Origin of the sequence: Amycolatopsis sp. NPDC058278 (assembly GCF_042881395.1) — a bacterium.
In the GTDB taxonomy this organism is placed as follows: Bacteria; Actinomycetota; Actinomycetes; order Mycobacteriales; family Pseudonocardiaceae; genus Amycolatopsis.
The window spans coordinates 40,779-67,366 of sequence record NZ_JBHVXZ010000040.1; the positions used below are offsets into that span (position 1 = coordinate 40,779).

Genomic DNA, 26,588 nt, shown 5'->3' on the forward strand with positions numbered 1-26,588 from the left:
TCGCGCCGCTGTCCGGTTCAGGGAGCACACAACGAACCGGACAGGAGCGAAACCATGAAGCACCGCATCGTCGTCCTCGGGGCCGGCTACGCCGGAGCCAACGCCGCCGGCCGGCTCGCCAAGCGGCTGCACCCCGCCGGCACCGAGATCACCCTCGTCAACGCCGACCCCGAGTTCGTCGAGCGCGTCCGCCTGCACCAGCTGGCGACCGGCCAGGACCTGAAGCCCCGCCCGCTGGCCGACGTCTTCGCGGGCACCGGGGTGCAGGTGCGGATCGCGCGGGTCACCGCCGTCGACGCCGAACGCAAGACCGTCGCCCTCGCCGGCGGCGACGAAATCGCCTACGACACCCTCGTCTACGCCCTCGGCAGCACCGCCGGCGACAACGGCGTTCCCGGCGTCGCCGAGCACACCCACCACATCGCGGGCAAGCAGTCCGCGCTGCGGCTGCGGGCGCGGCTGGCCGGGCTCGCCGCGGGCGGCACCGTGCTCGTCGTCGGCGGCGGCCTCACCGGCATCGAAGCCGTCACCGAAATCGCCGAAGCCCGCCCCGACCTCGACGTCGCCCTCGCCGTCCGCGCCGGACTCGGCGACTGGCTGAGCGAGAAGGCGCGCAACCACCTGCGGAAGGCGTTCGACCGGCTCGGCATCACCGTGCACGAAAACACCGCCATCGCCGGCGTAGAGCCGTCCGCCGCGATCACCGCCGAGGGCCGCACGATCCCGGCCCGGGTGACCGTCTGGACGGCCGGGTTCGCCGTCCACCCCATCGCCGCGGCCACCACCCTGGAGGTCTCCGCGACGGGGCAGATCGTCGTCGACGACACGATGCGGTCGGTCTCGCACGCGGACGTCTACGCCGTCGGCGACGCCGCGTTCGCCCACGGCGCGAACGGCCATCCGCTGCGGATGTCCTGCGCCTCGGGCGTTCCCTCGGCCTACCAGGCAGCCGACGCCATCGCCGCCCGGCTGACCGGCCGCCCGCTCCCGGAGAACAAGATCGGCTACACCGCCCAGTGCATCAGCCTCGGGCGTCACGACGCCGTCGTGCAGTGGGTGACCCCGGACGACCAGCCGAAACCGTCCGCCCTCACCGGTAAGGCGGCCGCGCGCGTCAAGGAAATCATCTGCAAGAGCGCGGCCTGGAGCATCTCGCACCCGACCTCGATGGCCCCGTCGCGTCGCCGCCACCCGGTCCTGGCCGGAGAACCGGCCACGACGACCGTCTGATACCGCTGGAGAAGGGAGCCACCACCATGATCCTGCTCACCGGAGCCAACGGCGTCGTGGGACGCCAGGTGCAGAAAATGCTTTCGAACGAGGGTATTCCCGTCACCGCCGTCACCCGCGGCCTCGACGAGGGCCCGCAACCCGGAAACCGGAAAGTCGTTCGGGGCGACCTGTTCGATCCACGGTGGATCGAGGCCGCGCTGGAGGGGGTCGAAGCCGTGCAGATCAGCCCGCGCGCCACCGGCCCCGGCCTCGGCGAGCTGCTGAAGCTGGCCGTCAAGCAAGGCGTGCGGCGCGTGGTGCTCCTGTCGGCCACCACCGTGGAGCACCCCGCGGGGGAAGCCCGCTTCGCGGCTCAGTTCCGGGCCGCCGAGGACCTCGTCACCCGCTCCGGTCTGGAGTGGACGGTCCTGCGCCTGGCCGACTTCGCCGCCAACGCGCTGGCCTGGGTGCCGCAGCTCAAGGCGGGCGACGTGGTGCGCGGCGCGTACGGCCGGGCCGCCAGCTCGCCGATCCACGAAGCCGACATCGCCGCGGTCGCCGTGCGGGCTCTCCGCGGCGCCACCCCGGCGGAGTCGGTCCACACCCTGACCGGACCACAGTCGCTGGACCAGCACGAGAAGGTGCGGCTGATCGGGGCCGCCACCGGGCGGGCACTGTCCTTCCGGGAGCTGTCGCCCGAGCAGGTGCGCCACGGCATGCTCGCGCAGGGTCTACCCGACGAGGTCCCCGCCCGCCTGCTCGGTTCCCTGGCCGACTACAGCGAGCGTCCCGGCCCCACGACCGGCACCGTGGAAGAACTCCTGGGCCGGCCCGCGCTCACCTTCGCCGGCTGGGCGCGCGACAACGCCGCCGCCTTCGGCCGCTGAGCCCGCACCGAGAAGCCGCACCGAGGGCCGGCCCCGCTGCGGCTTCTCCGTCCGTGCGGACCCGGGTCAGCCGCCCGCGGGCAGGCCCGCCCACGCTTCGGTCAGGCTCAGCGGCCGCATCGACAGCGTGTACTCGTACGTGGTGTCCGCCGCCACCTGGCTCTTCTCCCGCACCGGGTTCGGCGTGTCGCCGACGCCGGTGGCCGCGTGGCCGGCGTGCAGCGTGAACCAGCCCGGGTTCCGCTGCAGCTGGAACGGGTACGCCGCCCGGTCCAGGTCGTCGTACGGCGTGACGCTGACGTCCTTCACCCCGCTGACCAGCAGCCCCGACAGCCGGCCGTCGGTCAGCAGCGCCCAGCGGGTGTCGGTGTGGTTGCCGTGGTCCTGCGGGCGGTGGTAGTCCACGTACTGTTCGTCCACAGTGGACTTGTTCACCGCGATCGGCGTGCCGTCCCTGCGGTCGGCGTAGCTCTCGGCGGTCCGGCCGTACCACGCGAACTGCTTGAAGCTGTCCGGGACGCCCAGCGACACCCCGATGCGCGGCAGGTAGTTCAGGGTGCGCACGGTGCCCTGCGGCGTCACCTTGTGGCCGAGGCGCAGCACGCCCGCCGAGTCCACTGTGTAGGTCATGGTCTGGTCGAACCAGGCGCCGGCCACGTCCGGCGCGGCCACCCGGCTGTCCACCACGACGCTGACGCTGCCGCCCGCGCGTTCCACGCGGACTCCGGAGACGGTGGTCCGCAGGCGGTCGAGCCCCAGCTTGCGCCAGTCTTCGCCCTCGGCCCGGCCCCAGGCGAACGTCTCGTTGCTGATCGGGGCGCGCCAGGCGTCGAGCTTCGGCCCGCTCGCCAGCAGTTCCCGGCCCCACGACCGCATCGACGACAGCGTCCCGGTGCGCTTGTCCACCCGGTAGGCGACCGGGCCGGCCTGGGCGGTGACCTCGTCGGTGGTCTCCCGCGCCGTCACCAGGCCCCAGTCGAGCGGCGCCCGGTCGAGGCCGGGCACCCGCGTGCCGCCGAGCGAGAACTGGTCGTGCGCCAGGACGTGCCCCGCGGGCAGCATCGGCCGCGGCGTCTTGACGACCGCCTCGACCGTGAGGAAGCGCTCGCGCTCACCCGCCTTGACCGGCAGGGGGATCCGGCCGGTGGTGGCCGCCGCGACGCGCAGGGGCTGCTCACCGCTCTTGATCGTCTTCGAGCCTTCGGTGACGCGCCACCTGAGGTCGACGTCGCCGGTGTCGCTGAACTGGCGTTCGTTCGTCACCGACAGCACGCCGTCGGCGTAGGCGAACCGCAGCGGCTGGTGCGCCCACGCCATCTGCAGGGTTTCCGGCTGGGGCTTGCGGTCCGAGCCGATCAGTCCGTCCACTCCGGACAGGCTGGAGCCGTAGGACAAGTACGTGCCCCGTTCGGTCACGCTGTCGAAGTCCAGCGCCAGCAGCGCACCGGGCACCGGCTCCGGCCCCGAGAGCTCCGCGGGGTTGAGCGCGCGGTCGTGGATGCGGACGTCGTCCACCACGCCCCGGGCCAGCCAGCCGATGGTCGAGGGGTCGTTCCACGACGTCTCGAAGTCGCGCCCGATGTTCACTTCGGCCGACGAGGTGTCGATCCGGCCGCTGAACGCCTTCTGCGCGACCTCCCGGCCGTCGATGTACAGCCGGAGCGTGGCGCCGTCGTAGGTGCCGCTGACGCGGTGCCAGTTGCCGGAGAAGTCCGCGGGCACCGGCGCCTGCACCGGGATCCACGTACCACTGTGGACGAAGAACTCGAGGGTCGTCTCGTTCTTCATCTTCAGGGAGTACTGGTGGTCGCCCTTGGTGATGATCGGGAACTCGCCGGTCCACTTGCCCGGCTTCACCCACGCGTCCAGTGTCAGCGCCGTCCCGGTGAGGTCCAGCCTGCGGTCGCGGTAGACCTCGGCGAAGTCGTCCAGGCCGGACAGTTCCAGGGCCTTCCCGCGGCGGCCGTCGACGAGTTTCGCCGCGCCGGAGAGGTGGGTGGAAATGCCGTGCCCGGAGACGTCCGGGACCGTGCGGACCGGTTGCCGGATGTTCTGCTCGGCCCAGTCCCAGATGAACCCGCCCTGGGTCTGCGGGTTGGCGCGGATGATGTCCCAGAACTCGCGGAAGTTGCCGAGGCTGTTGCCCATCGCGTGCGCGTACTCGCCGAAGATCAGCGGTTTGGTGGTCTTCTTCGCCTGGTCGGCGAACTTCTCCGGCGACGGGTACCGCGGGCCCCAGACGTCGGCGAAAGGCGCGTCGCCGTCGGGGTTGTTGGACTGGTGGTAGATCGGGCGTGTCGGATCGTGGGCCCGCAGCCAGTCCGCCATCGCGTAGTGGTGGGCCCCCAGGCCGGCTTCGTTGCCGGTGTCCCACAGGAAGACGCTGGGGTGGTTCTTGTCGCGTTCCACCATGCCGATCAGCCGGTCGAGGAACGCGTCACGCCACTCGGGCTGGTTCGCCTGGCACCAGGTGGCGCAGTTCTCGTGGTTGTGCGTCTCGATGTCGACCTCGTCGTCGATCCAGAGGCCGTGCTCGTCCGCCAGCCGGTAGAAGTACGGGTCGGACGGGTAGTGCGACGTGCGGACGGCGTTGACGTTGAGCTGCTCCATCAGCGCCACGTCGCGTTCCTGCGCCGTGCGCGGCACGTGCCGGCCGTGATCGGGGTCGGTTTCGGCGCGGTTGACGCCCTTGAACAGCACGCGCTTGCCGTTGACCAGCAGCTGCTTGTCGCGGATCTCGAGCTCGCGGAAGCCGGTGGTTTCGCGGGTGATGTGCGGGGTCTTGCCGTCCGGGCCGGTGAGGGTCAGCACGGTCGTGTACAGGTTCGGCGTCTCGTCGGTCCACTTGGCGGGGTTCCGCACCGGCAGGGTGAGGGTGACCGCGGCGCCGGTGTCACTCACCTCGACGTCCTGGCTGGTGGCACCGACCTCCTTGCCGGCGGCGTCGCGGAGGCTGAGCCCGACGGTGTGCTTCCCGGTGGTGCCACCCGGTTTGTGCGCGACCTCGACGGCGGCGGAGAGGACGGCGTCGGTGTAGGTCGCGTCGAGGTCGGTCCGCAGCGTGACGTCCCGGACGCTCGTGGCGGGGGTCGAGGTGAGGGTCACGGACCGGAAGATGCCGGCGTAGCGCCACTGGTCGTAGTCCTCGAGATAGGCGCCCGCGCTCCAGCGGTGCACCTGCACGGCGAGCCGGTTGCGGCCGGGTTTCAGCGCGGCGGAGATGTCGAACTCCGCGGGGGTGTAGCCGCCTTGGTCGTAGCCGATGTACCGGCCGTTGACCCAGACGAAGTAGGCCGAGGTCACGCCGTCGAAGCGCAGGGAGGTGCGCCGCCGGGCCCAGTCCGCGGGGAGATCGAAGTCGCGGGTGTAGGCGGCGGTCGGGTTGACGTCCCGGGGCACCTTCGGCGGCGCGTCCGGCTGGATTTCGGTGGCGATGTTGCGGAAGACGGGGTGGTCGAGACCGTCGGTCTGCCAGGTGTGCGGCACGGAGACTTCGCGCCACCCGGACGTGTCGTACCCGGCGGCGTGGAAGCCCGCGGGCACCTGGGCGGGGTTGTCCGCCATGGCGATCCGCCACTTGCCGTCGAGCGTCTTGGTGAACGGCGTCTGTTCCCGTCCCCGGACGGCGGACTCGACGTCGGCGTGCGGAGCGAGGAACGCGTGCGGCGGCTCCTGGCCTTCGCCGACCTTCCGCGGGTCCTCGAGGTAGGCGTAGACGTCGTCGACAGCAGCGTTGCCCTGGCTCGTGGGCACCAGGGTCCCCGCGAGAGCCAACAGAACCACACTCAGAGTGCGCAACCGCACGGGAAGAACCTCCATGTTCCGACAAGACCCGGGCAGAACCCAACAAAATGGAACAGGATGCGCCGGAGGAGGTCAATAGGACATTTGGTGCGGAACAGGGCGCCTTCAGGACGGTGCCGCGGGCAAGGGGACTTCGGCGGTGACGCCGTCGGGCCAGGTGAGGGTGACCTGGCGGCCGTCCGCGGCGACCGCCAGGGACGGGTCGGCGTCATCCGGGCCGCCGCGGTCCAGGACCACGACCGCGGCGAACACGGCTCCCGGCTCCGGCGGCCCGTCGGTCGCGACGAAGGGGGTCGCGGTCCACTCGCCCAGGGGCGAGGTGCCGGACTCGACCGCCACGTCCGCCGTGGTGAAGCCGCGAAGCGGCCGCACCTGCGACCGCAGCTCCGGGGTCCGTGCCGAGGCCGCCCCGGATTCCGGCGGTGTGTCGCCCGAGACCGGCCATCCGCTCAGCCGCAGCGCGGTGAACGAGTCATGCACTGCATCCGGGCGCGGACGGACCGGATCGTCGACGTCGTCGAGGCGCGCGAGGCGCACCTCCACGCCCCGCCGCACCACGGAAGCCACCGTCAGGACCGGCCCCGGCACCAGCGGCCCGCTGCGGCCGGAGCCGTGGTCGGGGGAGTCGTCGCCGGACGTGTCCACCCAGCGGACCCGGCCCTGGGACGCGGCCGCCAGTATCCCGCCCGGCAGCTCGATCGCGTAGCACGTCGAGAACCCCGCCCGGTGGCTCGCGCGGCCGTCCGCGTCCAGCACGACCACCGTGTTGTCGGGGACGGCGGAACCGAGCGGGGGGACGGTTGCCGTCGAATAACCGAGCCGGGCGTAGAGCGGCGCGTCGGCGCGCTGGTCATCCGGGTGCGCGTGGTCCGTGCCGTGGTTGACCACCAGGGCGATGCCGTCGCGACGCCGTCCCGACACCAGCCACCCCGGCGCGGGGACGACGCGGGCGACGTCCCCCGTCTCGATCGGCAGTGGCTCCTCGACGTCCGTCCACACGGGATGGTGGGCGGGCAGGGCCAGCCCCAGCAAGCCTTTGGCGGCCCAGTACGGCGATCCGGGCCCGGAGTACGCCTGGCGCATCGCGGGCCAGGCGTGGTGCCAGCCGAGGTCCAGCAGGCCGTCGGGCGCGCCCCGGTCGGCGAAGTGCCGGACCATCCCGCCGGCCACCCGCCGGGTCAGGCCCGGGGACAGCCCGGACGTCCCGGTGAGGGCGCCGACCCAGAACGGTGCCGCGGCCGCGAACCGGTAGACCAGGCTGCGGCCCTGCAGCAGCGGTGAGCCGTCGCTGCCCACCAGCCGCACGGCGTCGTCGAGGTAGCCCCGGAGGTCCGCGCCCCACTGGTGCCGCAGCGAGCCGGGGCACAGGGTGCCGGTGACGTCGAACAGGTGCGTCCACAGCAGCGGGTACAGGTGCAGGGCCCAGCCCGTGTAGTGGTCGTAGGCGCGCTCGTCGCCGTCGCTGAGCCAGCCGCCCGGCCGCCGCAGCGACGCGTGCACGGCGAGGTCCTCCTCGACGTCCGCCGCCGACCACGGCCCGCCCGCCTCGCGCAGGAACGACTCCACGACGATCCGGAACCAGACCCAGTTGATCGGCGGGTAGGGTTGCCCGATCACCGTCGCGAGCCAGGCGACGACCCGGTCGCGGACGGCGTCGTCGAGCCGGTCCCACAGCCAGGGCCGGGTCAGCTGCAGCACCAGCGCGATCGACGCGGCCTCCACTTTGGACTGACCGAGCTCGTCGGGGCGCGGCCACGCCTCGGGTGACGCCGGATCGGTCCCGGCGGCCAGCCCGCGCGCGTAGTGCTCCAGCAGACCGGCCGGATCCGCGCCGCCCTCCCCGGCGACGCGGAAGCCCGCGATGAGGAACGTCCTGGCGAACCCCTCGAGGCCGTCCGAGACGCGCCCGTTGCGGCTGGCCGGCCCGGGCAGGTCGATCCGGGCACCCGCCGGCGAGCGGTGCTTCCCGGCCGCCGCGAGCAGCCGGTCCGCGTACGCCGCCCAGTGCGCGCGGGTCCAGCCGGTGTACGGCGACAGCCGCCGGTCCTCGACGGCGGTCATGCCTGCACGGCCAGGGAATGCCGGGTCACCGGGGCCCGGGGCGGCAGGCCCGCGGCGTAGCGCTCGAGCTCGCCGAGCGCCTCGGCGCTCATCCGGCGGGTCTCCGAACCGAGCGAGCCCGCCACGTGCGGTGTCAGCACCACGTTGGGCAGGTCGTAGAGCGGGGACCCGGCGGGCAGCGGCTCGGGCTCGGTGACGTCGAGGACGGCGTGCAGGCCGTCGGCGGTGCAGGCGTGCTCGAGGGCCGCGGTGTCGACGAGGGCGCCGCGCGCGGTGTTGATCAGCACCGCGCCGGGCGGCAGGGCGGCCAGCTCGGCGGCGCCGATCATGTGCCGCGTTTCCGGCAGCGAGGGTGCGTGCAGGCTCAGCACGTCCGCTTGGGGCAGGGCTTCCGCCAGCGGTGCGGGCTCGGCCCCGGCCGCGCGGATCTCGCCCGCGTCGGCCACCGGGTCGACGACGAGCACCCGGGCCAGGTCCAGCAGCCGCAGCAGCGCGGCGACCCGGCGGCCGACGCGGGAGAAGCCGACCAGCACCACCGTCCGGTCGCGGCCGGACAGCTCGCCCCGCTGGTCGCGGTAGCTCCAGTCCTCGCGGAACTTCCGGGCGTCGGAGGCCAGGAACGGCACCTTCTTGAACGCCCACAGGATCGCGCCCAGGGTGTACTGGGCGACCGGCTCGGCGTTGGCGTCGGCGGCGGTGGTGACCAGCAGGCCGCGGTCGAACACCGCCGCGCCGACGTGGTCGCGGACGCTGCCGGCCGCGTGCAGCACCGCCCGCAGGTGCGGCGCGGCCCGCAGGACCGCGTCGTCGAGCGGGGGACAGCCCCACGACGTGATCAGCACCTCCACCTCGGCCAGCCGAGCGCGCACCGGCGCCGAGGCGAGTTCGTCGGTGCACAGCGGCTCGCCCAGCCGGGCGGTGGCGCGCAGCCGGGCCAGTTCGGCGGCGCCGAACTGCAGTTCCCTCGTGTCCCGCGCCATCACCAGCAGGGTCTCCGGGCGGCGGGTCACTTGACGCTGCCCGCCGCCAGCCCGGACCGCCATTGCCGGTGCAGCAGGACGAACGCCACGACCAGTGGCAGCACGGCCAGCAGGGAGCCGGTGATGACGAGCGGGTTGTACTGCGGGAACTGGGTGACGCGCGTGCTCCACTGGTACAGGCCGAGGCTCATCGGGAACAGTTTCGGGTCGGTGAGCATCACCAGCGGCAGGAAGAAGTTGTTCCAGATCCCGACGAACTGGAACAGGAAGATGGTGACCAGGCCGGGCCGCATCATCGGCAGCGCGATGGTGAAGAACGTCCGCAGCTCGCCCGCGCCGTCGGTCCGGGCCGCTTCGAGCACCTCGCCGGGCACCGCGGCTTCGGCGTAGACACGGGCGAGGTAGACGCCGAAGGGGTTGGTGAGCAGGGGGATGAACACCGCCCAGAACGTGCCGACCACCTGCAGCTGCGAGGCCAGCAGGTACAGCGGCAGGGCCAGTGCGGTGGTCGGCACGAGGACCCCGGTCAGCGTCACCGCGAACAGCGCGCGGCGGCCCGGGAAGTCGAGCTTCGCGATCGCGTACCCGCAGGCGGCGCAGATCAGCGAGCCGAGCACCGCGCCGAGGCCGGCGTAGAGCAGCGAGTTGCGGATCCAGGCGAGGAAGACCCCGTTCTCCTGGGTGAACAGGGCGCCGATGTTGCTGCCGAGGTTCCACTGCCCGAACTCGAACGCACCGGTCGTGGAGAAGTCGCCGACGGACTTGGTGGCCGAGGTGACCAGCCAGACCAGCGGCAGGACCGCGTACAGGGCGGCCAGCACCAGCAGGACGTGCACGACCGTGCGTGACGTCCACCGCGAACCTGCTTTCCGGGGGTTCCGGGTGGCCGAGCCCCCGGCCCGAGGCGAAGCCTCGGATGTCGCAGCGGCGGGGGACAGGGTCACCGGGACCTCCGGGCGGACAGGCGCATGACCAGCGCCGAGAGCAGGGCGGAAACGACGGCCAGCAGCACGGACGCGGCGGCGGCGCGGCCGTAGTCGTTGGCGATGAACGCGGCCTCGTACACGTAGAGGCTCGGGGACCAGGTGCTCGTCACCGAGCCGGTGAACCCGCGCAGCACCAGGGGTTCGGTGAACAGCTGCAGGGACCCGATGACGGTGAACACGAGGGCGACGAACAGGGTCGGCCGGATCATCGGGACCTTGACCGACCACGCCGTCCGGAAGCCCCCGGCGCCGTCGGCGCGCGCGGCTTCGAGGACGTCACGGGGGACGGCCTGCAGCGCCGTGTAGAAGATGATCATGTTGTAGCCGACCCACTGCCACGTCGCGATGTTCACGATCGAGGGCAGGATGCCGGTCTTGCCCAGCGGGTCGAACGGCAGCAGCGCGGTCAGCCCCGAGTTCGGGCTGTAGAGGTAGGCCCAGATGAGCCCGGTGATCACGGTCGGCACCGCGTAGGGCAGGAAGACCGCCAGTGACCAGACCCGCTTGAGGCGCACGACGGCGGAGTCGATGAGCAGGGCGAGCAGGAGGGCCAGGCCGAGCATGATCGGGATGTGGACCACGACGAACAGCGCCACGTTGCCGAGGCTGGCGTGGAACGCGCTGTCGGTGAGCACGTCGGCGTAGTTGCCGAGCGCGACGAACGCCTGCCGCGGGCCGGAGAAACCCAAGCCGGACAAGCGATCGGTGAACAAGCTCAGGTAGAGCGCGTACCCGATCGGGACGAGCACGGTGGCCGTCAGCAGGATCGCGAACGGCGCCGCCAGCACGAGACCGGCGCGGCCGCGGCCACGGCGGCCCTGCGCCGTGGCACCGGGGCGGGCGGGCGCCGGCACGCTCGCGGCGCGTTCGGGGGTGAGGACGGTCATCAGGCTTTCCCTTCCAGCACGGTCAATCCCCGCTCGCGCAGCTCGGCGACGGCGCCGGCCTGCGTCTGCCGGACGGCGGCGGCCAGGGTCGTGCCGCCGGTCTTCACCCCGCTCATGCGGTCGACGACGGTGGAGAAGATCCGCAGGGCGTTGGGGCCCCACGTCCAGTCCGGGACGCGCCGGGCGGCTTCGTCGAGCACGTCGTACACCGGGGCGCCCAGGAAGTACCCGCCCTTGTAGGCCTGCCGGGCGACGTCCCGGCTCGGCAGGTAGCTGGGGAAAGGCGTGGTGAACGTCGTGCCGATCTTCGCGACGGCGGGGTCGGTGCTCAGCCAGCGCAGGAACTTCACCGCGGCCTCGGGCACCTCGCTTTCGGCGGAGACGGCGAACGCGCTGCCGCCCTGCACGCCGTTGGCCGGGACGCCGTCCCAGGTCGGCATCGTGGTGACCGCCCACCGGTCCTTGTCCTTCGGGATGGACTTCACCAGCGAGCCGACGCTCCAGGAAGCGCCGAGCAGGCCCCAGAGCCGGCCGGTGTGCATCGCCCCGATCCAGTCCTGGTCCCCGGTCGGAGCCGTGGCGACCAGGCCGTCGCGGATCATGCCCTGCCAGTAGTCGGCGGTGCGGAGCGTGCCTTCGCCGCTGATGTTCACCCGCCACGACCCGCCGTCGACCCGCCACCACGGATCGCCCGCCTGCCAGCACATCCCGGCGAAGAAGGAGCCGTCGTTGAGCGGGAACGTCGTCACGCGCGCCGCCGGGTCGGCCTTCTTCACCGCCTGCGCGGCGGTGCGGAACTCGTCCCACGTGCGCGGCACCGCGATCCCGTGCCGGTCGAACAGGTCCTTGCGGTAGTAGAGCACCATCGGGGCGAGGTCCATCGGCACCGCCCAGGTGCGGCCGCCGGGCCGCACGCCCTGCCAGGCCGCGGGGGAGTAGCCGCGCTCCAGGTCCGCGAGGTCGTCGGTGAGGTCCCGCAGGCCGCCCGTGGTGAGCAGCTGCGGCAGGCCCTGGTACTCGGCGTGCAGGATGTCCGGGGCGTTGTGGGCGCGCAACGCGTTGGTCTGCTGGGCGTAGCCGCCCTTCAGGCCGGCCGCGATCACGTTGAGCTCCACCGTGATGTCCGGGTGCGCCGCGTTGAACCCGGCGACGTACTTGTCCATGCCGGTGAGCCAGGACCAGATGCGCACCCGCGTGGCACCGGAGGCCGTGGTCGTCGACGACGCGCAGCCGCCGACCAGTCCACCGGCCGCGAGGGCGGCCGTGGCCGAGAGGAACGTCCGGCGGTTCAGGCCCGCCGATTCCGGAAGCGTCATTGCTCCTCCGTCGAAGTGATGGCTGTCACTGTCGGGCTGTGCCATAGTTCGAGTCAACAATTCAGGTCAAAACCGATCACAAACGATCAGAAGCGAAGGAACACACCGTGGTGTTGCGCTCGCTCTTCGACGGCCGTCCGGTGGTGCGGCCCGCCTTCCCGGACGTGCGCGACCGGGCGGTCTGGGACGCGGCCGACGGCGGTCCGGTGCTCGCGGACGCCCGCGCCCTGCTCGCGCGGCCGGGGCCGGTCCTGGCGGCCACGGCGTGGGCCCGGACGTTCCGCGACGGCGTCCGGACCGATTACGAAGACGCCGCCCGCGAGCTTCGCGAACGCGTCACCACGCTCGTGCTGGCCGCGGTGCTGGCGGCCCCGGAGGAGACGTCGTTCCTCGACGGCGCGATCGACGGCCTGGTGGCGCTGGCCGAAGCGACCACCTGGTGCTGGGCGCCGCACGACCGCCACGCGGCCGCCCGGGGCGAGGTGCTCGCCGATCCCGACGATCCGTTCCTCGACCTGGGCGCGGCCGAAGTCGCGTCGCTGTTCGCCTGGGCCGACCAGGTCCTCGGCCCGCATCTCGACGTCCGTGCCCCGGGCCTGCGCAAGCGTCTGCGCCGGGAGGTCGAACTCCGCGTCCTGACGCCGTTCGAGCGGATCCGCGACTGGCACTGGCTCGGCCTGGACGGCGACGCGCACAACTGGAACCCGTGGATCCACAGCGCCGTCCTCACCGCCGCGCTCCTGCTCGTCGACGACGAAGAACGGCGCCTGCGGCTCGTGCGGCTGGTCGTCGAAGGCCTCGACCACTACCTCGCCGTGCTGCCCGACGACGGCGGCATCGACGAGGGCGTCGCCTACTGGTGGCACGGCGCCTGCCGGCTGCTGGAGTGCCTCGACCTGCTGGCCGACGCGACCGGAGCCGACGCGGGACGGCTTCCCGTGCTGGCGCCGCTGATCCGCTTTCCGCACCGCATGCACCTGGGCGGCGACGCGTACGTCAACACCGGGGACGCCCCGGCCCGCCTGTCACCGGCCCAGCCGTGGCACGTGCTGCACCGGTGGGGCGGGCGGCTCGGCGACGACGACGTCCGGGCGCACGCGGTGAGCCGGGCGCGCGCGAGCGGACGGCTGGTCTGGCCGTCGGCCGGGCTGGGCCGCGCCCTGGCCGGCCTGGCCGACCCGGACTGGCGGAAGGCGACGACCGAGGAGCCCGCGGCGAGCTGGCTGGCCCGCGAGGAGTGGCTGTCGCGGGTGCAGGTGCTCGTGGCCCGGGAGACGGCGGGCACCCCGCACGGGCTGACCGTGGCGGCCAAGGCCGGGCACAACGGCGAGCGGCACAACCACCTCGACGTCGGGTCCTACTGGGTGGCGGTCGACGGGGTGCCGGTGGTGGCCGACGTGGGCCAGCCGACCTACACCGCGGCCAGCTTCGGACCGGACCGGTACCGGGCCTGGGCGCTGCGCAGCGAGTGGCACAACGTCCCCGAGCCGGGCGTCGCGCAGGAACCGGGGGAGGACCGCGGGGCGCGAGACGTCCGGGTCGAGCTCACCACGTCCGCGGCCACGCTGTCCGCGGACCTCGCCGGGGTCTACCCGGGGGTGCCGCGCTGGACCCGCTCGGTGCGGCTGGTCCGCGAACCCCGCGCCCACGTCCTGGTGGAGGACGACGATTCGGTCCGGCCGGTCCGGCTGCGGCACGTCCTCGCCGGTGACGTCGAGCTGGGAGAGGGCGAAGCGTTCGTGTCCCGGGGCGGGCGGCGGGTGCTGCGGCTGAGCTGGGACTCCCGGCACACCACCGCGGAACTCGAGCGGCGGCCGTTGGACGATCCCCTGCTGCGGGCCTCCTGGGGGACGCACCTCGGCCGGCTCACCCTGCTGGTGCGCGAGGGCCCCGCGCGGGTCCGGCTGGAGCAGGTCCGGTGATGCTCGCCTCCGAACGGCACCAGCTGATCCTTTCGGTGGTGCGCGAGCACGGCGCGGTCCGGCTCGCCGAGCTGGTGGAGCGGCTGGGCGTCACCGCGGTCACCGTGCGGCGGGACGTCACCGAGCTGGCCGACCGCGGGCTGCTGACGCGGGTGCACGGCGGGGTCACGCTGACCCGGCCCCGCGGCGGCCACCACGAGCCGGGGCGCGCCGCTTCGGCGTTCGGCCCGGCCGCGCACGGCGCGCTGGTCGGCATGGTCGCGCCGTCGGTCGAGTACTACTGGCCGACGGTGGTCCAGGGTGCGCAGTCCGCGGTGGCCGCCACCGGCGGCCGGCTGGTCCTGCGGGCGTCCAGCTACGACGCGGCCGAGGACCGCCGTCAGATCACCAAGCTCCTCGAACGCGGCGTGCAGACACTGCTGGTCGCCCCGGCCACCAGCGGGCGCGGCGCGCTGGACCTGCTGCGCTGGCTGGGGTCGCTGAGCGTCCCGGTGGTGCTCGTCGAACGCCTGCCGCCGCCGGAGCTGCCGACGCTGGCGCTGGACGCGGCCACCACGGCGCACGCGCTCGGCGCGGGTCTGGCCGTCCGGCACCTGGTTTCCCTCGGCCACCGCGGGGTGGGGCTGGTCACGTCGCGGTCCAGCCCGCACAGCCCGGCGGTGCGCACCGGCTGGCGGGAGACGATCGGCTCCCTGGGCCTGGACGCGGCCACGGCGCTGGACCTCGACGTCCCGGCCTACGGCGCCCCGGGCTGGGCGCGGGAGTACGACGCGCTGCTGGACCGCTGCCGCCGGGCCGGCGTCCGGGCGCTGCTCGTGCACGCCGACCGGGAGGCCATCGGCCTGATCGAGCGGGCGCGCGACGGCGGCATCGCGGTGCCCGGCGAGCTGGCGGTGGTCTCCTACGACGACGAGGTCGCGGCGGCGTCCGACCCGCCGCTGACCGCGGTGTGCCCGCAGAAGCACCGGCTCGGCGCGGTGGCCGCCGAACTCGCGCTGGCCCGGCTCGCCGACACGACCGAGCGGCCCGTGCACCGGCTGCAGCTCTGGCCGACGCTCGTGGTGCGCGAATCGTGCGGAAGCGCACCGGAAGCCACCCCGGAATCCACGCCGCACTGAGGTGGCTCGGTGGCCACGCCCGGGAGCGCCTGGGGCCGGGCAGCGGAGTCCGGTTCAGGAAGTGATCCGGCGGGTGCGCGCGGACGACCGGGGTGCCGGGCGGCGGAGGGCCGCGCGCGTCGTCACCGCCGTGCCGAGGGCGACCACGAGCACCGTGCCCGTCACCAGGACGCGGGTCCGGGACCGGGCGCTGCGGGCCGGGATCACCGCCAGCGGACGGGACACGGCGAGGTCGGTGAGCGTCCGGCCGGCTTCGGCCATCGACGGCCGGGCCGCCGGCTCCGGGCGCACGAGGTCCAGCACGGCGTCGAGGACCGGTCCGCGCGTCCGCGGCGGGACGGCGGTGCCGGGCACCCGCCCTTCGAGCGCGAAATACAGCGTGGCGCCCAGGGAATAGACGTCCGAGGGACATCCCGCGCTCGAACCGCCGGCTGCTTCGGGGGCGGGGAAACCGCCGGTACCCAGCCCGAAGCCGGCGATCTTGGCCGTCCCGTCGGCGGTGACGAGCACCTTGTCCGGGCCGAAGCCGCGGTGGAGGATGCCCTCGGCGTGCGCGGCCGCCAGCGCCGAAGCCAGCTGCGCGCCGAGGGCCGCGACGCGGTCCGGCGGGAAGCTCCCGCGCCGCTCGACCAGCTCGGCCAGGGTGCCGGCCGCCAGGTCCTCCGTCACCACGTACGGCGTCAGGTCGTGCTCGAAGACGTCGTGCACGACGACGACGTGCGGGTGGTGCAGCCGGACGGCCACGCGCGCGTCGCGGATCGCCTTGGCCCGGACGCGGTCGGAATGGGCCGCGTCGAACGGGCACCCGGGCGGCAGCTGTTCGACGACGACGAACCGGTCCAGCAATTGGTCCTTGGCCCGCCAGGCCGTGCCGCCGGGATGGCGGCCGGCCGGTTCGAGCAGCCGGTACCGCCCGGCCAATGCACCCTTTTTCGCTGCCACCCGTAATCCCCTGTCGACGTCGACGATCCCTCGAAAGGAAATACGGCCACCGCGCGGTTCGGGTTCGGTCAGGACCTCGATTTTCCGGGAATTCTCACCCTCCGGAAAACGCCGCCCCTTCCCGGACGGCGGGGGCGGCGGCGGTGCTTTCCCCGGTGACGAGCGCGGGGAACACGGTGCCGGGCTCGGCCGGTCCGCCGTCGAGCTGGCGCACCGCCCGCCGGACGGCCAAGGCGCCCAGTTCGGCTGCCGGGAGCACCACCGCGGTGGGCCGGATCCGCTGCTGCCCCGCCACCGTGTCCGAGCAGACCGCGACGACGGAGACGTCGCCGGGGACCTGCCGCCCGCGTTGCCGCAGGGTGCCCATGACCAGGGGAAGGGCGGCTTCGTCGTGCACGACCAGCGCGGTCGGGCCGCCGTCGGCGAGTAGCTCGTCCAGGCAGCGGGCGACGTCTTCGGCGGCCGGCGCGCAGGGCCGGGAGATCGCTTTCACGTCGAGCTCCCCGGCCGCGGCTTGGAAGCTCTCCTCGAAGCCCTTCAGGTACCGGAGCCGCTGGCCGGGCAGCGCGGCCGCCGGCCCGAGGTGGGCGACCGACCGGTGGCCCAGGTCGGCCAGGTGGGTGAGGCAGCCCCGGCCGGCCGGGGCGAAGTCGAGCGTCAGCGACGCCAGCCCGCGGTACTGCCCCGGCGCGCCGACCAGCACCGCGGGCCGGCCGGAGGCCAGCAGGACCGGCACGCGCGGGTCGTCGTCGCCGGCGTCCAGCACGATCACCGCGTCGGCGAGTGCGGCCGACGTCACCCGGTGCAGGCCGGAGGTGCCGTCGTCGTCGGTGACCAGGAGCAGGTCTAAGCCTAGTTCGCGGGCCGCGCCCGCGGCCGCGGAGAAGAACTCCATCTCCAGGCCCAGCTGCCGGTCGCCGAGCGGCGGCACCGCCACCGCGAGGACACCGGCGCGGGGGGACGGCGAGCCGCCGCGGCGCCGGTAGCCGAGGGTGCGGATGGTTTCCTCGACCCGGCGCCGGGTGGCCGGGGAGATCGTCCGCTTCCCGGTGATCACGTAGGACACCGTGCTCGCCGAGACGCCTGCCGCGTTCGCCACGTCGGTGATCGTCACCGCACCACGGCCGCCGCCCGACGGTTCGTCCGCCACGTCGCGGAAATTCGTCATCTTGGTGAGGACTTTCTCGAGACCCATTGTCCGATCCGTTGTCCGGCCGGAAGTTAGCGCTAACAAGAAGGGGTGGATGTCGACCTTAATGCCGGTCAACGCCGCTGGTCAAGCCACCTTCGTCGGATGATCGAAAACGATCGGATGCCGATTCATTCCCCGGGGCGGCAGTCGGTCACCGGCATCCCGCGGTTGCCGCCGCGGGCCAGGGCGATGAAGCCGAAGGTGGTCGATTCGCCCGGCTTCAGCACCGCATTCCACTCGGCGTTCGCGATCGCCGCGGTGGCGCCGGTCCGCACGAGCCTGCCGTTCCAGAGGTCGTCGATGCTCGTCCCGGCGGGGGTCGCCCAGCTGACCGTCCACCCGGTGACTTCGGCCCGCCCGCTGTTGCGGACGGTCACCAGCCCCTGGAAGCCGCCGTCCCACGACTTCACCACCTGGTAGCGCGCGGCGCAGCCGGCGGGGCCGGTGGTCCGGGACGCGAGCGGCGCCGCCGACGGGGTCGTGGACGGCGCCGAAGCGAGCTGGGCCGCCGCGCTCGCGGGCTCCCGGCCGGGCGGGATCGACGTCGCCGCCACGACGGCGGCCGCCGTCAACGCCAGCGCCGTCCCGGCGAAGGCCACCCGGGAGCGGCGCCGGCGCACCGGCGCGGGAGCGCTGTCCGCCGGGGCCGCCACCGAGACCACGCCGGGCGTGGTGGAGCGGGTCAGCAGCCGTGCCGCCACGGCCATCGCGGGGCGGGCCGCCGGATCCCGGTGGAGCAGCCGGAGGACGGCGTCGGTGACCGGGCCGCTGGTGGCGGGCGGGGTGATGGCGCCGGCGCCGACGCGCTTGAGCAGGGCCAGCTGGTTTTCGTCGGTGCCGAACGGCGGCCGCCCTTCGAGTGCGGTGTAGAGTGTCGCGCCGAGCGAGTAGACGTCGGAGGGGAAGCCGGGCTCGGCGCCGTCCGCGACTTCCGGGGCGAGGTAGGCCGGCGTGCCGACGACCAGCCCGCGGCCGGTGGCGGTGCCTTCCCCGCGCGCGTGGGCCACCCCGAAGTCGGTGATCTTCGCCGCGCCGTCGGTGGTGATCAGGACGTTGTTGGGGCTGATGTCGCGGTGCACCACGCCTTCCGCGTGCGCCGCGGCCAGCGCCGAGGCGAGCTGGGCGCCCAGTTCGGCCACGTACTCCGGCACCAGCGGACCGTGCTCCTCCAGGAGCTCGGTCAGCGTGCGGGCCGGCAGGTACTCCATCGTGATGTAGGCCGCGGACCCCTGCTCGACGACGTCGTACACGACGACCGCGTGCGGGTGGCGCAGCCGGGCGGTGACCCGGGCCTCCCGGATCGTCCGGTCGCGCGTGCGCTCGGCGGCCGCCGGATCGGCGGGGGAGTCGGGGAAGAGCTGCTTGATCGCGACCAGGCGGTCGAGCCGCTCGTCCTTCGCCCGCCACACGGTCCCCATCGCGCCGTGACCCGCCCGGCCGAGCACGCGGTACCGGCCGGCGATCACTGCCCCTTCGTGCACGCGCACGCTCCCCTCCGTCGTTTCCGTCATCAGGGAACACGGGCGGTTCCGGCGTGCCGTTCGGCTCGACGGACCAATTCACTCACCTGGGTGGGGGTACGAAATGCGTTCGACGTATTCGTTCCGGATGCCGGAAACGGAACCGGCCGCTACGGAAGAAATGGCGATCCGGTTGTGACGGAACGATAACGGTGTCAGTTCGACCGGCAGTTGAGGACCGGGACGGCGGGGTGGGCGGACGTGACGTCCTGGTTGAGCCCGAACGAAGCCGAACCGTCCGGCTCGACGAGGGCGTTCCAGCCGGCGTCGGTGACGGTCACCGCCGAGCCGACCTGGCTCAGGGTGCCGTTCCAGAGGTCCCGGATGCCGGCTCCGCCGGGTTGCACCCAGGTCACCGTCCAGCCGGTGAGCCGCCTCGGCCGGTCGTTGTGCACGGTCACCTGCACCTGGGACCCGCCCGGCCAGGCGTTCGTGATCTCGTAGCGCGCGGTGCACCCGGCGGTGGCGCCGAGCGGTTCGGGTGGTGCGGGCGGCGTGGAACGCCGCGCCGATCCGTCGGGCACGCGAGCCGGCGCCGGGGCCGTGGTGGTGCTGCTGACCGTGTGGTCGGCGGTGATCGTCGTCGGCGGGTGCTCGACGGGGGCCGCGGTGGTGGTCGCGGGCCGGTCGGCGAGGGCGAGGCCGGCCGCCACGCTCACCGACGTCAGGCACGCGGCGGCCCCGGTCACCGCGGCGCGGCGGAACCGGGAGCGGCGGGGCGCGCCGGCCGGGACCGGCTTGCCGACGGCGGCCAGCAGGTCCACCGCCTCCTGCATGGACGGGCGCGCGGCCGGATCGCGTTCGAGCATCCGCATCAGCACGGCGGTCAGCGGGCCGCCGTGGGGCGGCGGGGTGAGCTGGTTCTCGGTGATCCGCCGGAGCAGGGTGATCGGGTCGTCGCTGGTCCCGAACGGCGGCGTGCCCTCCAGCGCCGTGTAGAGCGTGGCGCCGAGCGAATAGACGTCGGACGGCAGCCCCGCTTCGCCACCGCGGGCGACTTCCGGAGCCAGGTAGGGGAGCGTGCCGACGACGACGCCTTCGTCGGCGGCCGGGTGCTCGCCGAGCGCCCGCGACACGCCGAAGTCGGTGATCCGGGCGGTGCCGTCGTCGGTGACGAGCACGTTGTTGGGCGTGACGTCCCGGTGCAGGATCCAGTCGCCGTGCGCGGCGGCCAGTGCCGCGCCGATCTGCCGCCCGAGCCGCAGCACGGTGCACCGGGGCAGCGGCCCGCGTTCGACGAGGAGCTCGGTCAGGGACCGGGCGGGCACGTACTCCATGACCAGGTACATCGAGCCGGCGTCCTCGAACACGTCGTACACCGCGACGGCGTGCGGGTGCCGCAGCCGGGACGCCAGCCGCGCCTCCCGGATCGCCCGCTCGCAGACGTCGCCACCCGCGCCCGGCTCGTGCAGGAACTGCTTCACGGCCACGACGCGGTCCAGCCGCTCGTCCTTCGCCCGCCACACCAGGCTCATCGCGCCGCGGCCGAGGTGCCCCAGGAGCCGGTATCGCCCGTTGACGAGCTGTTCCTCGAAAGCCACCCGTACCCCTGCATCGGTCGATGAAACCGATGCACTTTTTAGCAGAAGACGGGCGTCCGGTGGGGCATCGGGCCGACTGGATCTCCGAACCGTTATCCGGAACGGTGGCGCGCATTCCGGGAATTGGCCGCACGTGCGTCCGAATTCGACGAATTCGGTGGCGGCACGGACGCCGCCGCCGCACAGGCGTACGGTGTGTGTCATTGCGGTTCAACCGGCAGCCGCCCGCCAGCTCCCCCCGCGCGTCCGTCCCGTGGGTGAGCCGGGATACGGGGCCGCTTCCCGGCCTTCCCTCGCTTCGAGGAGGCTTGTGTGCTCGATCAGATCGCTCCTCCGCAGTTTCGCGTCGACGTCCCGTCCGCGATGACCCTGCGGGTGACCGCCACGGCGGAGGCGACGGTCGTCGCGATCCGCGGCGAAATCGACCTGCCGGTGCTGAGCCGGCTCCGCACGCGGCTCGGCGAGGAGATCGACCTCGCCCCGCGGGCCCTGGTGCTGGATCTGCCGGGCGTGTCCTTCTGCGGCGCGGGCGGGATCACAGAGCTGCTGGTGGCGGCCTCGGAGGCGCACGTGAGCGGGGTGCCCTTCGCCATCGCGGCGGCGGGCCGGGCGGTGCGGCGGCCGATCCGGGTACTGGGGCTGGAGCGGCTGCTGCCGGTCCACGAGAGTGTCGAGGCGGCGCTGGACTGGCTGGCCGTGCTGCCCCGGTTGCGGGGGAGCGGGCGGGACTGAACGCGGCCCGGCCGGACGGCGGGCCACGCGGGGAGCGTGGCGGCCGTCATCGCCGGTTCGCGCGCTCCCGCTGGGGCACGACGACGTACTTCGGGTCCTTTGTGGACTCCACGCCCGCCTCGAACACGCCGAAGCGCTGCAACGCGCTCCCGGCGAACAGCGCCGCCCCGGCCGTCGCCGAGACCGCGCGGCTGCGGTGCCCGAGCACCGCGCCCAGCAGTCCCACCGCGGTCAGGCGCTCCGACCACTTCCGCAGCCGGTGTGCCTTGCCCGTCGTGTACGCCTCCGCCGTGAGGCCGAGCCGCTTCTCCAGCACCTTCGACGCCACCAGCTCCGTTGCGGCGCCGAAGGCGGCCAGCGCCCGCGCCGGACCCGCCTCCTCGACCGGGACCAGCACCATCGCGAAGCCGCCCGAACTCGCCGCCGCCGAGCCGGTGAACACGAACGGCAGCGGGCCGTGCGCTTCGTGCCAGGCCGGGACCGCCGTCTGCGACAGCAGCACCGCCGTGTACGACGCGACGGCCGGCGCGATGACCGCCGAAGCCAGCCCGGCCGGCCGGGCGGCCGCGCGCAGGAGCCGGCCCGGCAGGGCGCGGCGCAGCCCGGCGGGCAGCACCTCGGCGGCCGCGGCCACGCCCACCCCCGGGCCGAACGCGCTCAGGATCCAGGTGCCCACGCTCATCGGCGACGTCGGCTTGGCGACGCGCAGCATGTGGTGGAACCGTTCCGGCCGCCCGAGGTCGGCCACCAGCAGGTAGACGCTGGCGAGCAGCGCCGCCAGCGAGCCCGTGCGGCCCACCCGGCGCAGCGCGGGCCGCCCGGTCAGGTCGGCCCCGGCGGCCAGCAGCGACGTGCCCGCCGCGAGCCCGCCGGTGAACAGGTACGCCGGCACCTTCCACTCCCACACCGGCGGCTTGAGCACCGGCCGCCCGTAGTAGGACCGGAACTCGGCGCGGGGCACCATCAGCTCTTCCCCGGACCCGCCGCGCTTGCGGCGGCCGGACCCGCGGGCCCGGGCGTCGCCGCGCGGTTCGCGCGGGGTCACCGGCGCCTCCTGCCGAACGACGCCACCGCGGCGGCGAGCAGTGCCGAGGCCGCCATCCCGGCGTACTTCCACATCGCGGGCAGCTCGCGGGTCGGCACCACCGGATCCGGCGGGAGCCCGTAGACCTCGGGTTCGTCCAGCAGCAGGAAGAACGCGCCGTTGCCGCCGACGCCGTCGGACGGGTCGTGGCCGTAGAGCCGCGCCTCGGGCACACCGCGCTCGTGCAGGTCCTCGACGCGGCGGGCCGCCCGCTCGCGCAGCTCGCCGAGTTCGCCGAACTGGATGGAGTCGGTCGGGCAGGCCTTGGCGCACGCCGGTTCGAGGCCGTCGTGGAGCCGGTCGTAGCAGAGCGTGCACTTCTGCGCCCGCCCATCGCCCGGGCGGCGGTCGATGACGCCGTACGGGCAGCCGGAAACGCAGTAGCCGCAGCCGTTGCAGATGTCCTGCTGCACGACGACCGAGCCGAACTCGGTGCGGAACAGTGCGCCGGTCGGGCAGACGTCGAGGCAGCCGGCGTGGGTGCAGTGCTTGCACACGTCCGACGCCATCAGCCAGCGGAAGTCGGTCCGGCCCTCGGCCCCGGTCGTCGCGCCGGGCAGGTCGAACGACGGCATGCCGAGGTCTTCGGGAGCCCGTGGCAGGGGAGTGGTGCCCAGGCCGCCGCCGCCCCTCGGCGCCTCCCGCAGCTCCTCGGCGACGAAGGCGGTGGTCACGTCGATCGCGGACGGCCCGGTCGGCAGCCCTTCGAGCCCGGGCGACTGGCCGCCGAGCGGGCGCTGCTGCTCGATGAAGGCCACGTGCCGCCACGAGTTCGCGCCGAGCGCGCCGGTGTTGTCGAACGACATCCCGAGCAGGTCGAGCCCGTCTTCGGGGACGTCGTTCCACTCCTTGCAGGCGACTTCGCAGGCCTTGCAGCCGATGCACACGGACGTGTCGGTGAAGAACCCGACGCGCGGCGGGTGCGCGGTGTGCCCGGCCTCACCGGCGACGTCCGGCAGCGGCCCGGAGAGCCGGTTCTCGATGCTCATGGTCGCTCCTCCGTGGCGTGGCCGGGTTCGACGTGCTCGGTGTCGTGCGCGGTGGCGACCCGGGTACCCGTTTCCGGCGTGATGCCCGCCCGCGCGCGGTACTCCTCGAGCAACGCGAGCAGCTCGGCACCGCGCGGCCGCCGCCCGGGCCGGACGTCGCAGGTGGCCACCTTGCTCTCCTGGATGAAGACGTTCGGGTCCAGCACCACGCCGAAGAGGTCGTTGACGACGTCCCGGGACACGAGCCCGGAGCCGCCCCAGTGGTAGGGCATCCACACCTGGTGCACGACCCGGTCCTGCACCCGCAGCGGCGCCATCCGGTCGGTCACGAACACCCGCGCCTCGACGGCCGCCCGCGCGGTGACGACGTGCGCCCAGCCCAGGTGCGCCAGCCCGCGCAGCTTCGCGAGCTCGGGGGAAACCTCGACGAACAGGTCCGGCTGCAGCTCCGACAGGTACGGCAGCGTCCGGCTCATCCCGCCCGCGGTGTGGTGCTCGGTCAGCCGCGCGGCGGTGAACACGAACGGGAACACCTCGCCCCCGTTCTCGGGCGGTGAGGGGTGCGACGGGTTGTCCGTGCGGCCGTAGACCTTCCGCGCCGGATTCCCCTGCTGCGTGTAGAAGGGGTTGCGGAACGGCGATTCGTGCGGCTCGTAGTGCGCTGGCAGCGGCCCGTCGGCCAGCCCCGACGGCGCGAACAGCCACGCCTTGCCGTCGGACTGCATGATGAACGGGTCGTCGCCGCGCAGCGCGGCCGGGCCGACGGCGTCCGGTGGCGGGACGTGGTCGGGCGGCTTGGTCTTCTCGAAGTCGGGGACGTCGTGGCCGGTCCACTCGCCGCGCTCGGCGTCCCACCAGATCAAGGCCTTGCGCTCGCTCCACGGCCGTCCCTGCGGATCGGCCGACGCGCGGTTGTAGAGCACCCGCCGGTCCATCGGCCACACCCAGCCCCACTCGTGGGCGTAGAAGTCCTGCTCGAAGCGGGACTTGCGGCGGGCGGCCTGGTTGACGCCGTCGGCGTAGACACCGCTGTAGATCCAGCACCCGCAGGAGGTGCTGCCGTCGGCCTTGAGGTCCAGGTAGCCCGAGACCTCCTTGCCGGTGGTCAGGTCCTGGCCGTTGATCCGCCGCAGCACGTCCTCGGCGGAGGGCTCGTCACCGTGCACTTCGTAGTCCCAGGCCAGGTCCAGCACCGGCCGGTCGCGCTCGTCTTCCGAGCCCGCCAGCCGCTCGCGGACGAGCCGGCCGAGGTGGTGGAAGAACCACAGCTCCGAGCGCTGGTCCCCGGCCGGCTCGACGGCTTTCTCGCGCCACTGCAGCATGCGCTGGGTCTGGGTGAACGTCCCCTCCTTCTCGACGTGCGAGGCGGCGGGGAAGAAGAACACCTCGGTGCGGCACTGCTCCGGCACGATCTCGCCGGTCTCGATCTCCGGCGCGTCCTTCCAGAAGGTGGCGCTCTCGATCATCGTCAGGTCCCGGACGACCAGCCAGTCGAGGTTGGCCATGCCGAGCCGCTGCAGCCGGCCGTGCGCGGACCCGACGGCCGGGTTCTGCCCGAGCAGGAAGTAGCCGGAGACCTTGCCGTCGACCATGTCCATGACCGTGCGGTAGGTGCCGTGGTCACCGTTGATCCTCGGCAGGTAATCGAAGCAGAAGTCGTTGTCCGGCGTGGCTTTCTCGCCCCAGTACTCCTTGAGCAGCGACACGGTGTAGGCATCGGCGTTGCGCCAGAAGCCCTTCTGCTTGTCGCCGCGGACGCTGTGCAGGTAGTCGTCCAGCGTGGCCTGCTCGGGGGTGGGCATCGGCAGGTAGCCGGGCAGCAGGTTGAACAGCGTCGGGATGTCGGTCGAGCCCTGGATGCTGGCGTGCCCGCGCAGGGCGAACACCCCGCCGCCGGGCCGGCCGATGTTGCCGAGCAGCAGCTGGATGATCGAGCCGGCCCGGATGTACTGGGCGCCGACGCTGTGCTGCGTCCAGCCGACGCTGTAGACGAGCGCGGCGGTGCGTTCGCGGCCCGAGTTGCGGGTCCAGGCGTCACAGACCCGCCGAAAGAGCTCCTTCGGCGTCCCGCAGGTGGCCTCGACCATTTCGGGCGTGTAGCGGGCGAAGTGGCGCTTGAGGATCTGGAACACGCAGCGGGGGTGCTGCAGCGTGGGATCGGCGGCGATCTCCTCGCTGCCGCCTTCGAGCACCGGGCCGCCCGAGCCGTGCTGGTCGGACGCCGACGTCTCCTTGCCGTGCCCGCCGTCCCCGGCCGGCCGGACGCTCTCGTAGTGCCAGGTCGAGGGATCGTAGGCGGCCTTGGCTTCGTCGTAGCCGCTGAAGAGGCCGTCGAGGTCCTCGGTGTCCCGGTAGTCCTCGGACACCAGGAAGGAGGCGTTCGTGTAGGTGACCACGTACTCGCGGAAGTCGAGGTCGTTGCTCAGGATGTGGTGGATCACCCCGCCGAGGAACGCGATGTCGGTGCCGGCGCGCAGCGGGACGTGGGCGTCAGCGAGCGCGCTCGTCCGGGTGAAGCGCGGGTCGATGTGGAACACCTCGGCCCCGCGGGCCTTCGCCTCCATCACCCACTGGAACCCGACCGGGTGCGCCTCGGCCATGTTCGAGCCCATGATGACGACGCAATCGGCGTTCTGCAGGTCCTGCTGGTAGTCCGTCGCGCCACCGCGACCGAAGGAGGTCCCCAGACCGGGAACCGTGGCGGAGTGTCAAATCCGGGCCTGGTTTTCGATCTGGATCGCGCCCAGCGCCGTGAAGAGCTTCTTGATCAGGTAGTTCTCTTCGTTGTCCAGGGTGGCACCGCCGAGGCTGGCCAGCCCCATGGTGCGCCGCAGCGGCTTCCCGTGCTCGTCGGCGTCCTGCCAGCCCTTCCGGCGCGCGTCGAGCACGCGGTCGGCGACCATGTCCATGGCGGTGCCGAGGTCCAGCTCGGTCCATTCGGTGGCGTAGGGCGCGCGGTAGCGGACCTTCTGTTCCCGCTGCGGGCCGGTGACCAGCTGCTTGCTCGCCGAGCCCTTGGGGCAGAGCCGGCCGCGGGAGATGGGGCTGTGCGGGTCGCCTTCGATCTGGACGACCTTCTCGTTCTTCACGAAGACCTGCTGCCCGCAGCCGACGGCGCAGTAGGGGCAGACGGACCTGGCCACCCGGTCGGCGCTCGCGGTCCGCGGAGCGAGGGCTTCGGAGCGCGGCGATTCGGCGGCCTTGCCCCGGCCGAGGGGGTCGCTGCCGGTCAGCTGCCGGTAGACGGGCCAGGATTCGAGCCACTGCCGTGGTCCCACGCCCACCTCCCGACTCCGCCGCGGTCGCCGCTTCCGCTGGGCCGACTACCCGGGGCTTCCCGAGCATAAACCGGTTCGTCCGGAGCCGCCCGCGTGAGCGCTGCAGCCCTGGCACGCGCGGAGGCCGCCACCGGGGT

Annotated in this window: 18 protein-coding genes; 5 read left to right on the plus strand and 13 right to left on the minus strand. The window is 73.3% G+C overall.

Annotation, left to right across the window (positions count from 1 at the left end; all coding sequences use genetic code 11):
• Positions 1-54: 54 nt before the first annotated feature.
• Both ACFVYA_RS21880 and ACFVYA_RS21885 read left to right on the plus strand, forming a co-directional pair.
• Positions 55-1,230, plus strand: a complete 1,176-nt coding sequence (locus ACFVYA_RS21880; RefSeq protein ID WP_387047430.1) for an NAD(P)/FAD-dependent oxidoreductase — start codon at positions 55-57, stop codon at positions 1,228-1,230.
• A 26-nt stretch (positions 1,231-1,256) separates the two neighbouring features.
• Entirely contained in the window at positions 1,257-2,099 is an 843-nt protein-coding gene (locus ACFVYA_RS21885) for an NAD(P)H-binding protein (protein WP_387047432.1), read from the plus strand.
• 66 nt (positions 2,100-2,165) lie between these two features.
• Here ACFVYA_RS21885 and ACFVYA_RS21890 read toward each other — a convergent pair whose 3' ends face one another.
• From ACFVYA_RS21890 to ACFVYA_RS21915, 6 genes are all read right to left on the minus strand, one after another.
• Entirely contained in the window at positions 2,166-5,882 is a 3,717-nt protein-coding gene (locus ACFVYA_RS21890; RefSeq protein ID WP_387047433.1) for a glycoside hydrolase family 2 TIM barrel-domain containing protein, read from the minus strand.
• A 126-nt stretch (positions 5,883-6,008) separates the two neighbouring features.
• Entirely contained in the window at positions 6,009-7,964 is a 1,956-nt protein-coding gene (locus tag ACFVYA_RS21895) for a DUF2264 domain-containing protein (protein WP_387047435.1), read from the minus strand.
• Positions 7,961-8,974 (minus strand): hydroxyacid dehydrogenase, encoded by a 1,014-nt coding sequence (locus ACFVYA_RS21900; protein ID WP_387047437.1) that lies wholly within the window; start codon positions 8,972-8,974, stop codon positions 7,961-7,963. The genes ACFVYA_RS21895 and ACFVYA_RS21900 overlap by 4 nt, the downstream gene beginning before the upstream one ends.
• Positions 8,971-9,780, minus strand: coding sequence for a carbohydrate ABC transporter permease (locus tag ACFVYA_RS21905; RefSeq protein ID WP_285990442.1), 810 nt, complete (start codon positions 9,778-9,780; stop codon positions 8,971-8,973). Before ACFVYA_RS21905 ends, ACFVYA_RS21900 begins: the two co-directional genes overlap by 4 nt.
• Positions 9,781-9,884: 104 nt before the next feature.
• Positions 9,885-10,817 (minus strand): carbohydrate ABC transporter permease, encoded by a 933-nt coding sequence (locus ACFVYA_RS21910; RefSeq protein WP_387047439.1) that lies wholly within the window; start codon positions 10,815-10,817, stop codon positions 9,885-9,887.
• Positions 10,817-12,133, minus strand: coding sequence for an ABC transporter substrate-binding protein (locus tag ACFVYA_RS21915; protein ID WP_387047441.1), 1,317 nt, complete (start codon positions 12,131-12,133; stop codon positions 10,817-10,819). Before ACFVYA_RS21915 ends, ACFVYA_RS21910 begins: the two co-directional genes overlap by 1 nt.
• 107 nt (positions 12,134-12,240) lie before the next feature.
• Between ACFVYA_RS21915 and ACFVYA_RS21920 the strand changes: the two genes are divergently transcribed.
• Positions 12,241-14,055, plus strand: a complete 1,815-nt coding sequence (locus tag ACFVYA_RS21920; protein WP_387047442.1) for a heparinase — start codon at positions 12,241-12,243, stop codon at positions 14,053-14,055.
• The gene (locus ACFVYA_RS21925) at positions 14,055-15,173 is read left to right on the plus strand and encodes a substrate-binding domain-containing protein (protein WP_387047444.1); all 1,119 of its coding nucleotides are present in this window, start codon (positions 14,055-14,057) and stop codon (positions 15,171-15,173) included. The genes ACFVYA_RS21920 and ACFVYA_RS21925 overlap by 1 nt, the downstream gene beginning before the upstream one ends.
• A gap of 54 nt (positions 15,174-15,227) precedes the next feature.
• Here ACFVYA_RS21925 and ACFVYA_RS21930 read toward each other — a convergent pair whose 3' ends face one another.
• The 4 genes from ACFVYA_RS21930 to ACFVYA_RS21945 form a co-directional block, all read right to left on the minus strand.
• On the minus strand, positions 15,228-16,115 hold the full coding sequence (locus tag ACFVYA_RS21930) for a protein kinase (protein WP_387047445.1): 888 nt from the start codon (positions 16,113-16,115) through the stop codon (positions 15,228-15,230).
• A 94-nt stretch (positions 16,116-16,209) separates the two neighbouring features.
• Positions 16,210-17,310, minus strand: coding sequence for a LacI family DNA-binding transcriptional regulator (locus tag ACFVYA_RS21935; protein ID WP_387047447.1), 1,101 nt, complete (start codon positions 17,308-17,310; stop codon positions 16,210-16,212).
• A 125-nt stretch (positions 17,311-17,435) separates the two neighbouring features.
• A complete protein-coding gene (locus tag ACFVYA_RS21940) occupies positions 17,436-18,818 on the minus strand; it encodes a serine/threonine-protein kinase (RefSeq protein WP_387047449.1) in 1,383 nt (460 codons plus the stop codon).
• A 164-nt stretch (positions 18,819-18,982) separates the two neighbouring features.
• A complete protein-coding gene (locus ACFVYA_RS21945; protein ID WP_387047450.1) occupies positions 18,983-20,368 on the minus strand; it encodes a protein kinase in 1,386 nt (461 codons plus the stop codon).
• A gap of 312 nt (positions 20,369-20,680) precedes the next feature.
• Between ACFVYA_RS21945 and ACFVYA_RS21950 the strand changes: the two genes are divergently transcribed.
• The gene (locus ACFVYA_RS21950; protein WP_285990451.1) at positions 20,681-21,100 is read left to right on the plus strand and encodes an STAS domain-containing protein; all 420 of its coding nucleotides are present in this window, start codon (positions 20,681-20,683) and stop codon (positions 21,098-21,100) included.
• Positions 21,101-21,146: 46 nt separating this feature from the next.
• Here ACFVYA_RS21950 and nrfD read toward each other — a convergent pair whose 3' ends face one another.
• The 3 genes from nrfD to fdh are packed head-to-tail and all read right to left on the minus strand — an operon-like array spanning position 21,147 to position 26,451.
• Entirely contained in the window at positions 21,147-22,145 is a 999-nt protein-coding gene (nrfD, locus tag ACFVYA_RS21955; protein WP_387047451.1) for an NrfD/PsrC family molybdoenzyme membrane anchor subunit, read from the minus strand.
• Complete coding sequence (locus ACFVYA_RS21960; RefSeq protein WP_387047452.1) at positions 22,142-23,173, minus strand: 4Fe-4S dicluster domain-containing protein; 1,032 nt, start codon at positions 23,171-23,173, stop codon at positions 22,142-22,144. The genes nrfD and ACFVYA_RS21960 overlap by 4 nt, the downstream gene beginning before the upstream one ends.
• The gene (gene fdh / locus ACFVYA_RS21965; protein ID WP_387047454.1) at positions 23,170-26,451 is read right to left on the minus strand and encodes a formate dehydrogenase; all 3,282 of its coding nucleotides are present in this window, start codon (positions 26,449-26,451) and stop codon (positions 23,170-23,172) included. The genes ACFVYA_RS21960 and fdh overlap by 4 nt, the downstream gene beginning before the upstream one ends.
• Positions 26,452-26,588: the final 137 nt, after the last annotated feature.

Bases quoted from the DNA above. Each gene is read 5' to 3' on its own strand.
- ACFVYA_RS21880 (WP_387047430.1), top strand. From the start codon at position 55: ATGAAGCACCGCATCGTCGTCCTCGGGGCCGGCTACGCCGGAGCCAAC.
- ACFVYA_RS21885 (WP_387047432.1), top strand. From the start codon at position 1,257: ATGATCCTGCTCACCGGAGCCAACGGCGTCGTGGGACGCCAGGTGCAG.
- ACFVYA_RS21895 (WP_387047435.1), bottom strand. From the start codon at position 7,964: ATGACCGCCGTCGAGGACCGGCGGCTGTCGCCGTACACCGGCTGGACC.
- ACFVYA_RS21910 (WP_387047439.1), bottom strand. From the start codon at position 10,817: ATGACCGTCCTCACCCCCGAACGCGCCGCGAGCGTGCCGGCGCCCGCC.
- ACFVYA_RS21915 (WP_387047441.1), bottom strand. From the start codon at position 12,133: ATGACGCTTCCGGAATCGGCGGGCCTGAACCGCCGGACGTTCCTCTCG.
- ACFVYA_RS21925 (WP_387047444.1), top strand. From the start codon at position 14,055: ATGCTCGCCTCCGAACGGCACCAGCTGATCCTTTCGGTGGTGCGCGAG.
- ACFVYA_RS21935 (WP_387047447.1), bottom strand. From the start codon at position 17,310: ATGGGTCTCGAGAAAGTCCTCACCAAGATGACGAATTTCCGCGACGTG.
- ACFVYA_RS21940 (WP_387047449.1), bottom strand. From the start codon at position 18,818: ATGACGGAAACGACGGAGGGGAGCGTGCGCGTGCACGAAGGGGCAGTG.
- ACFVYA_RS21960 (WP_387047452.1), bottom strand. From the start codon at position 23,173: ATGAGCATCGAGAACCGGCTCTCCGGGCCGCTGCCGGACGTCGCCGGT.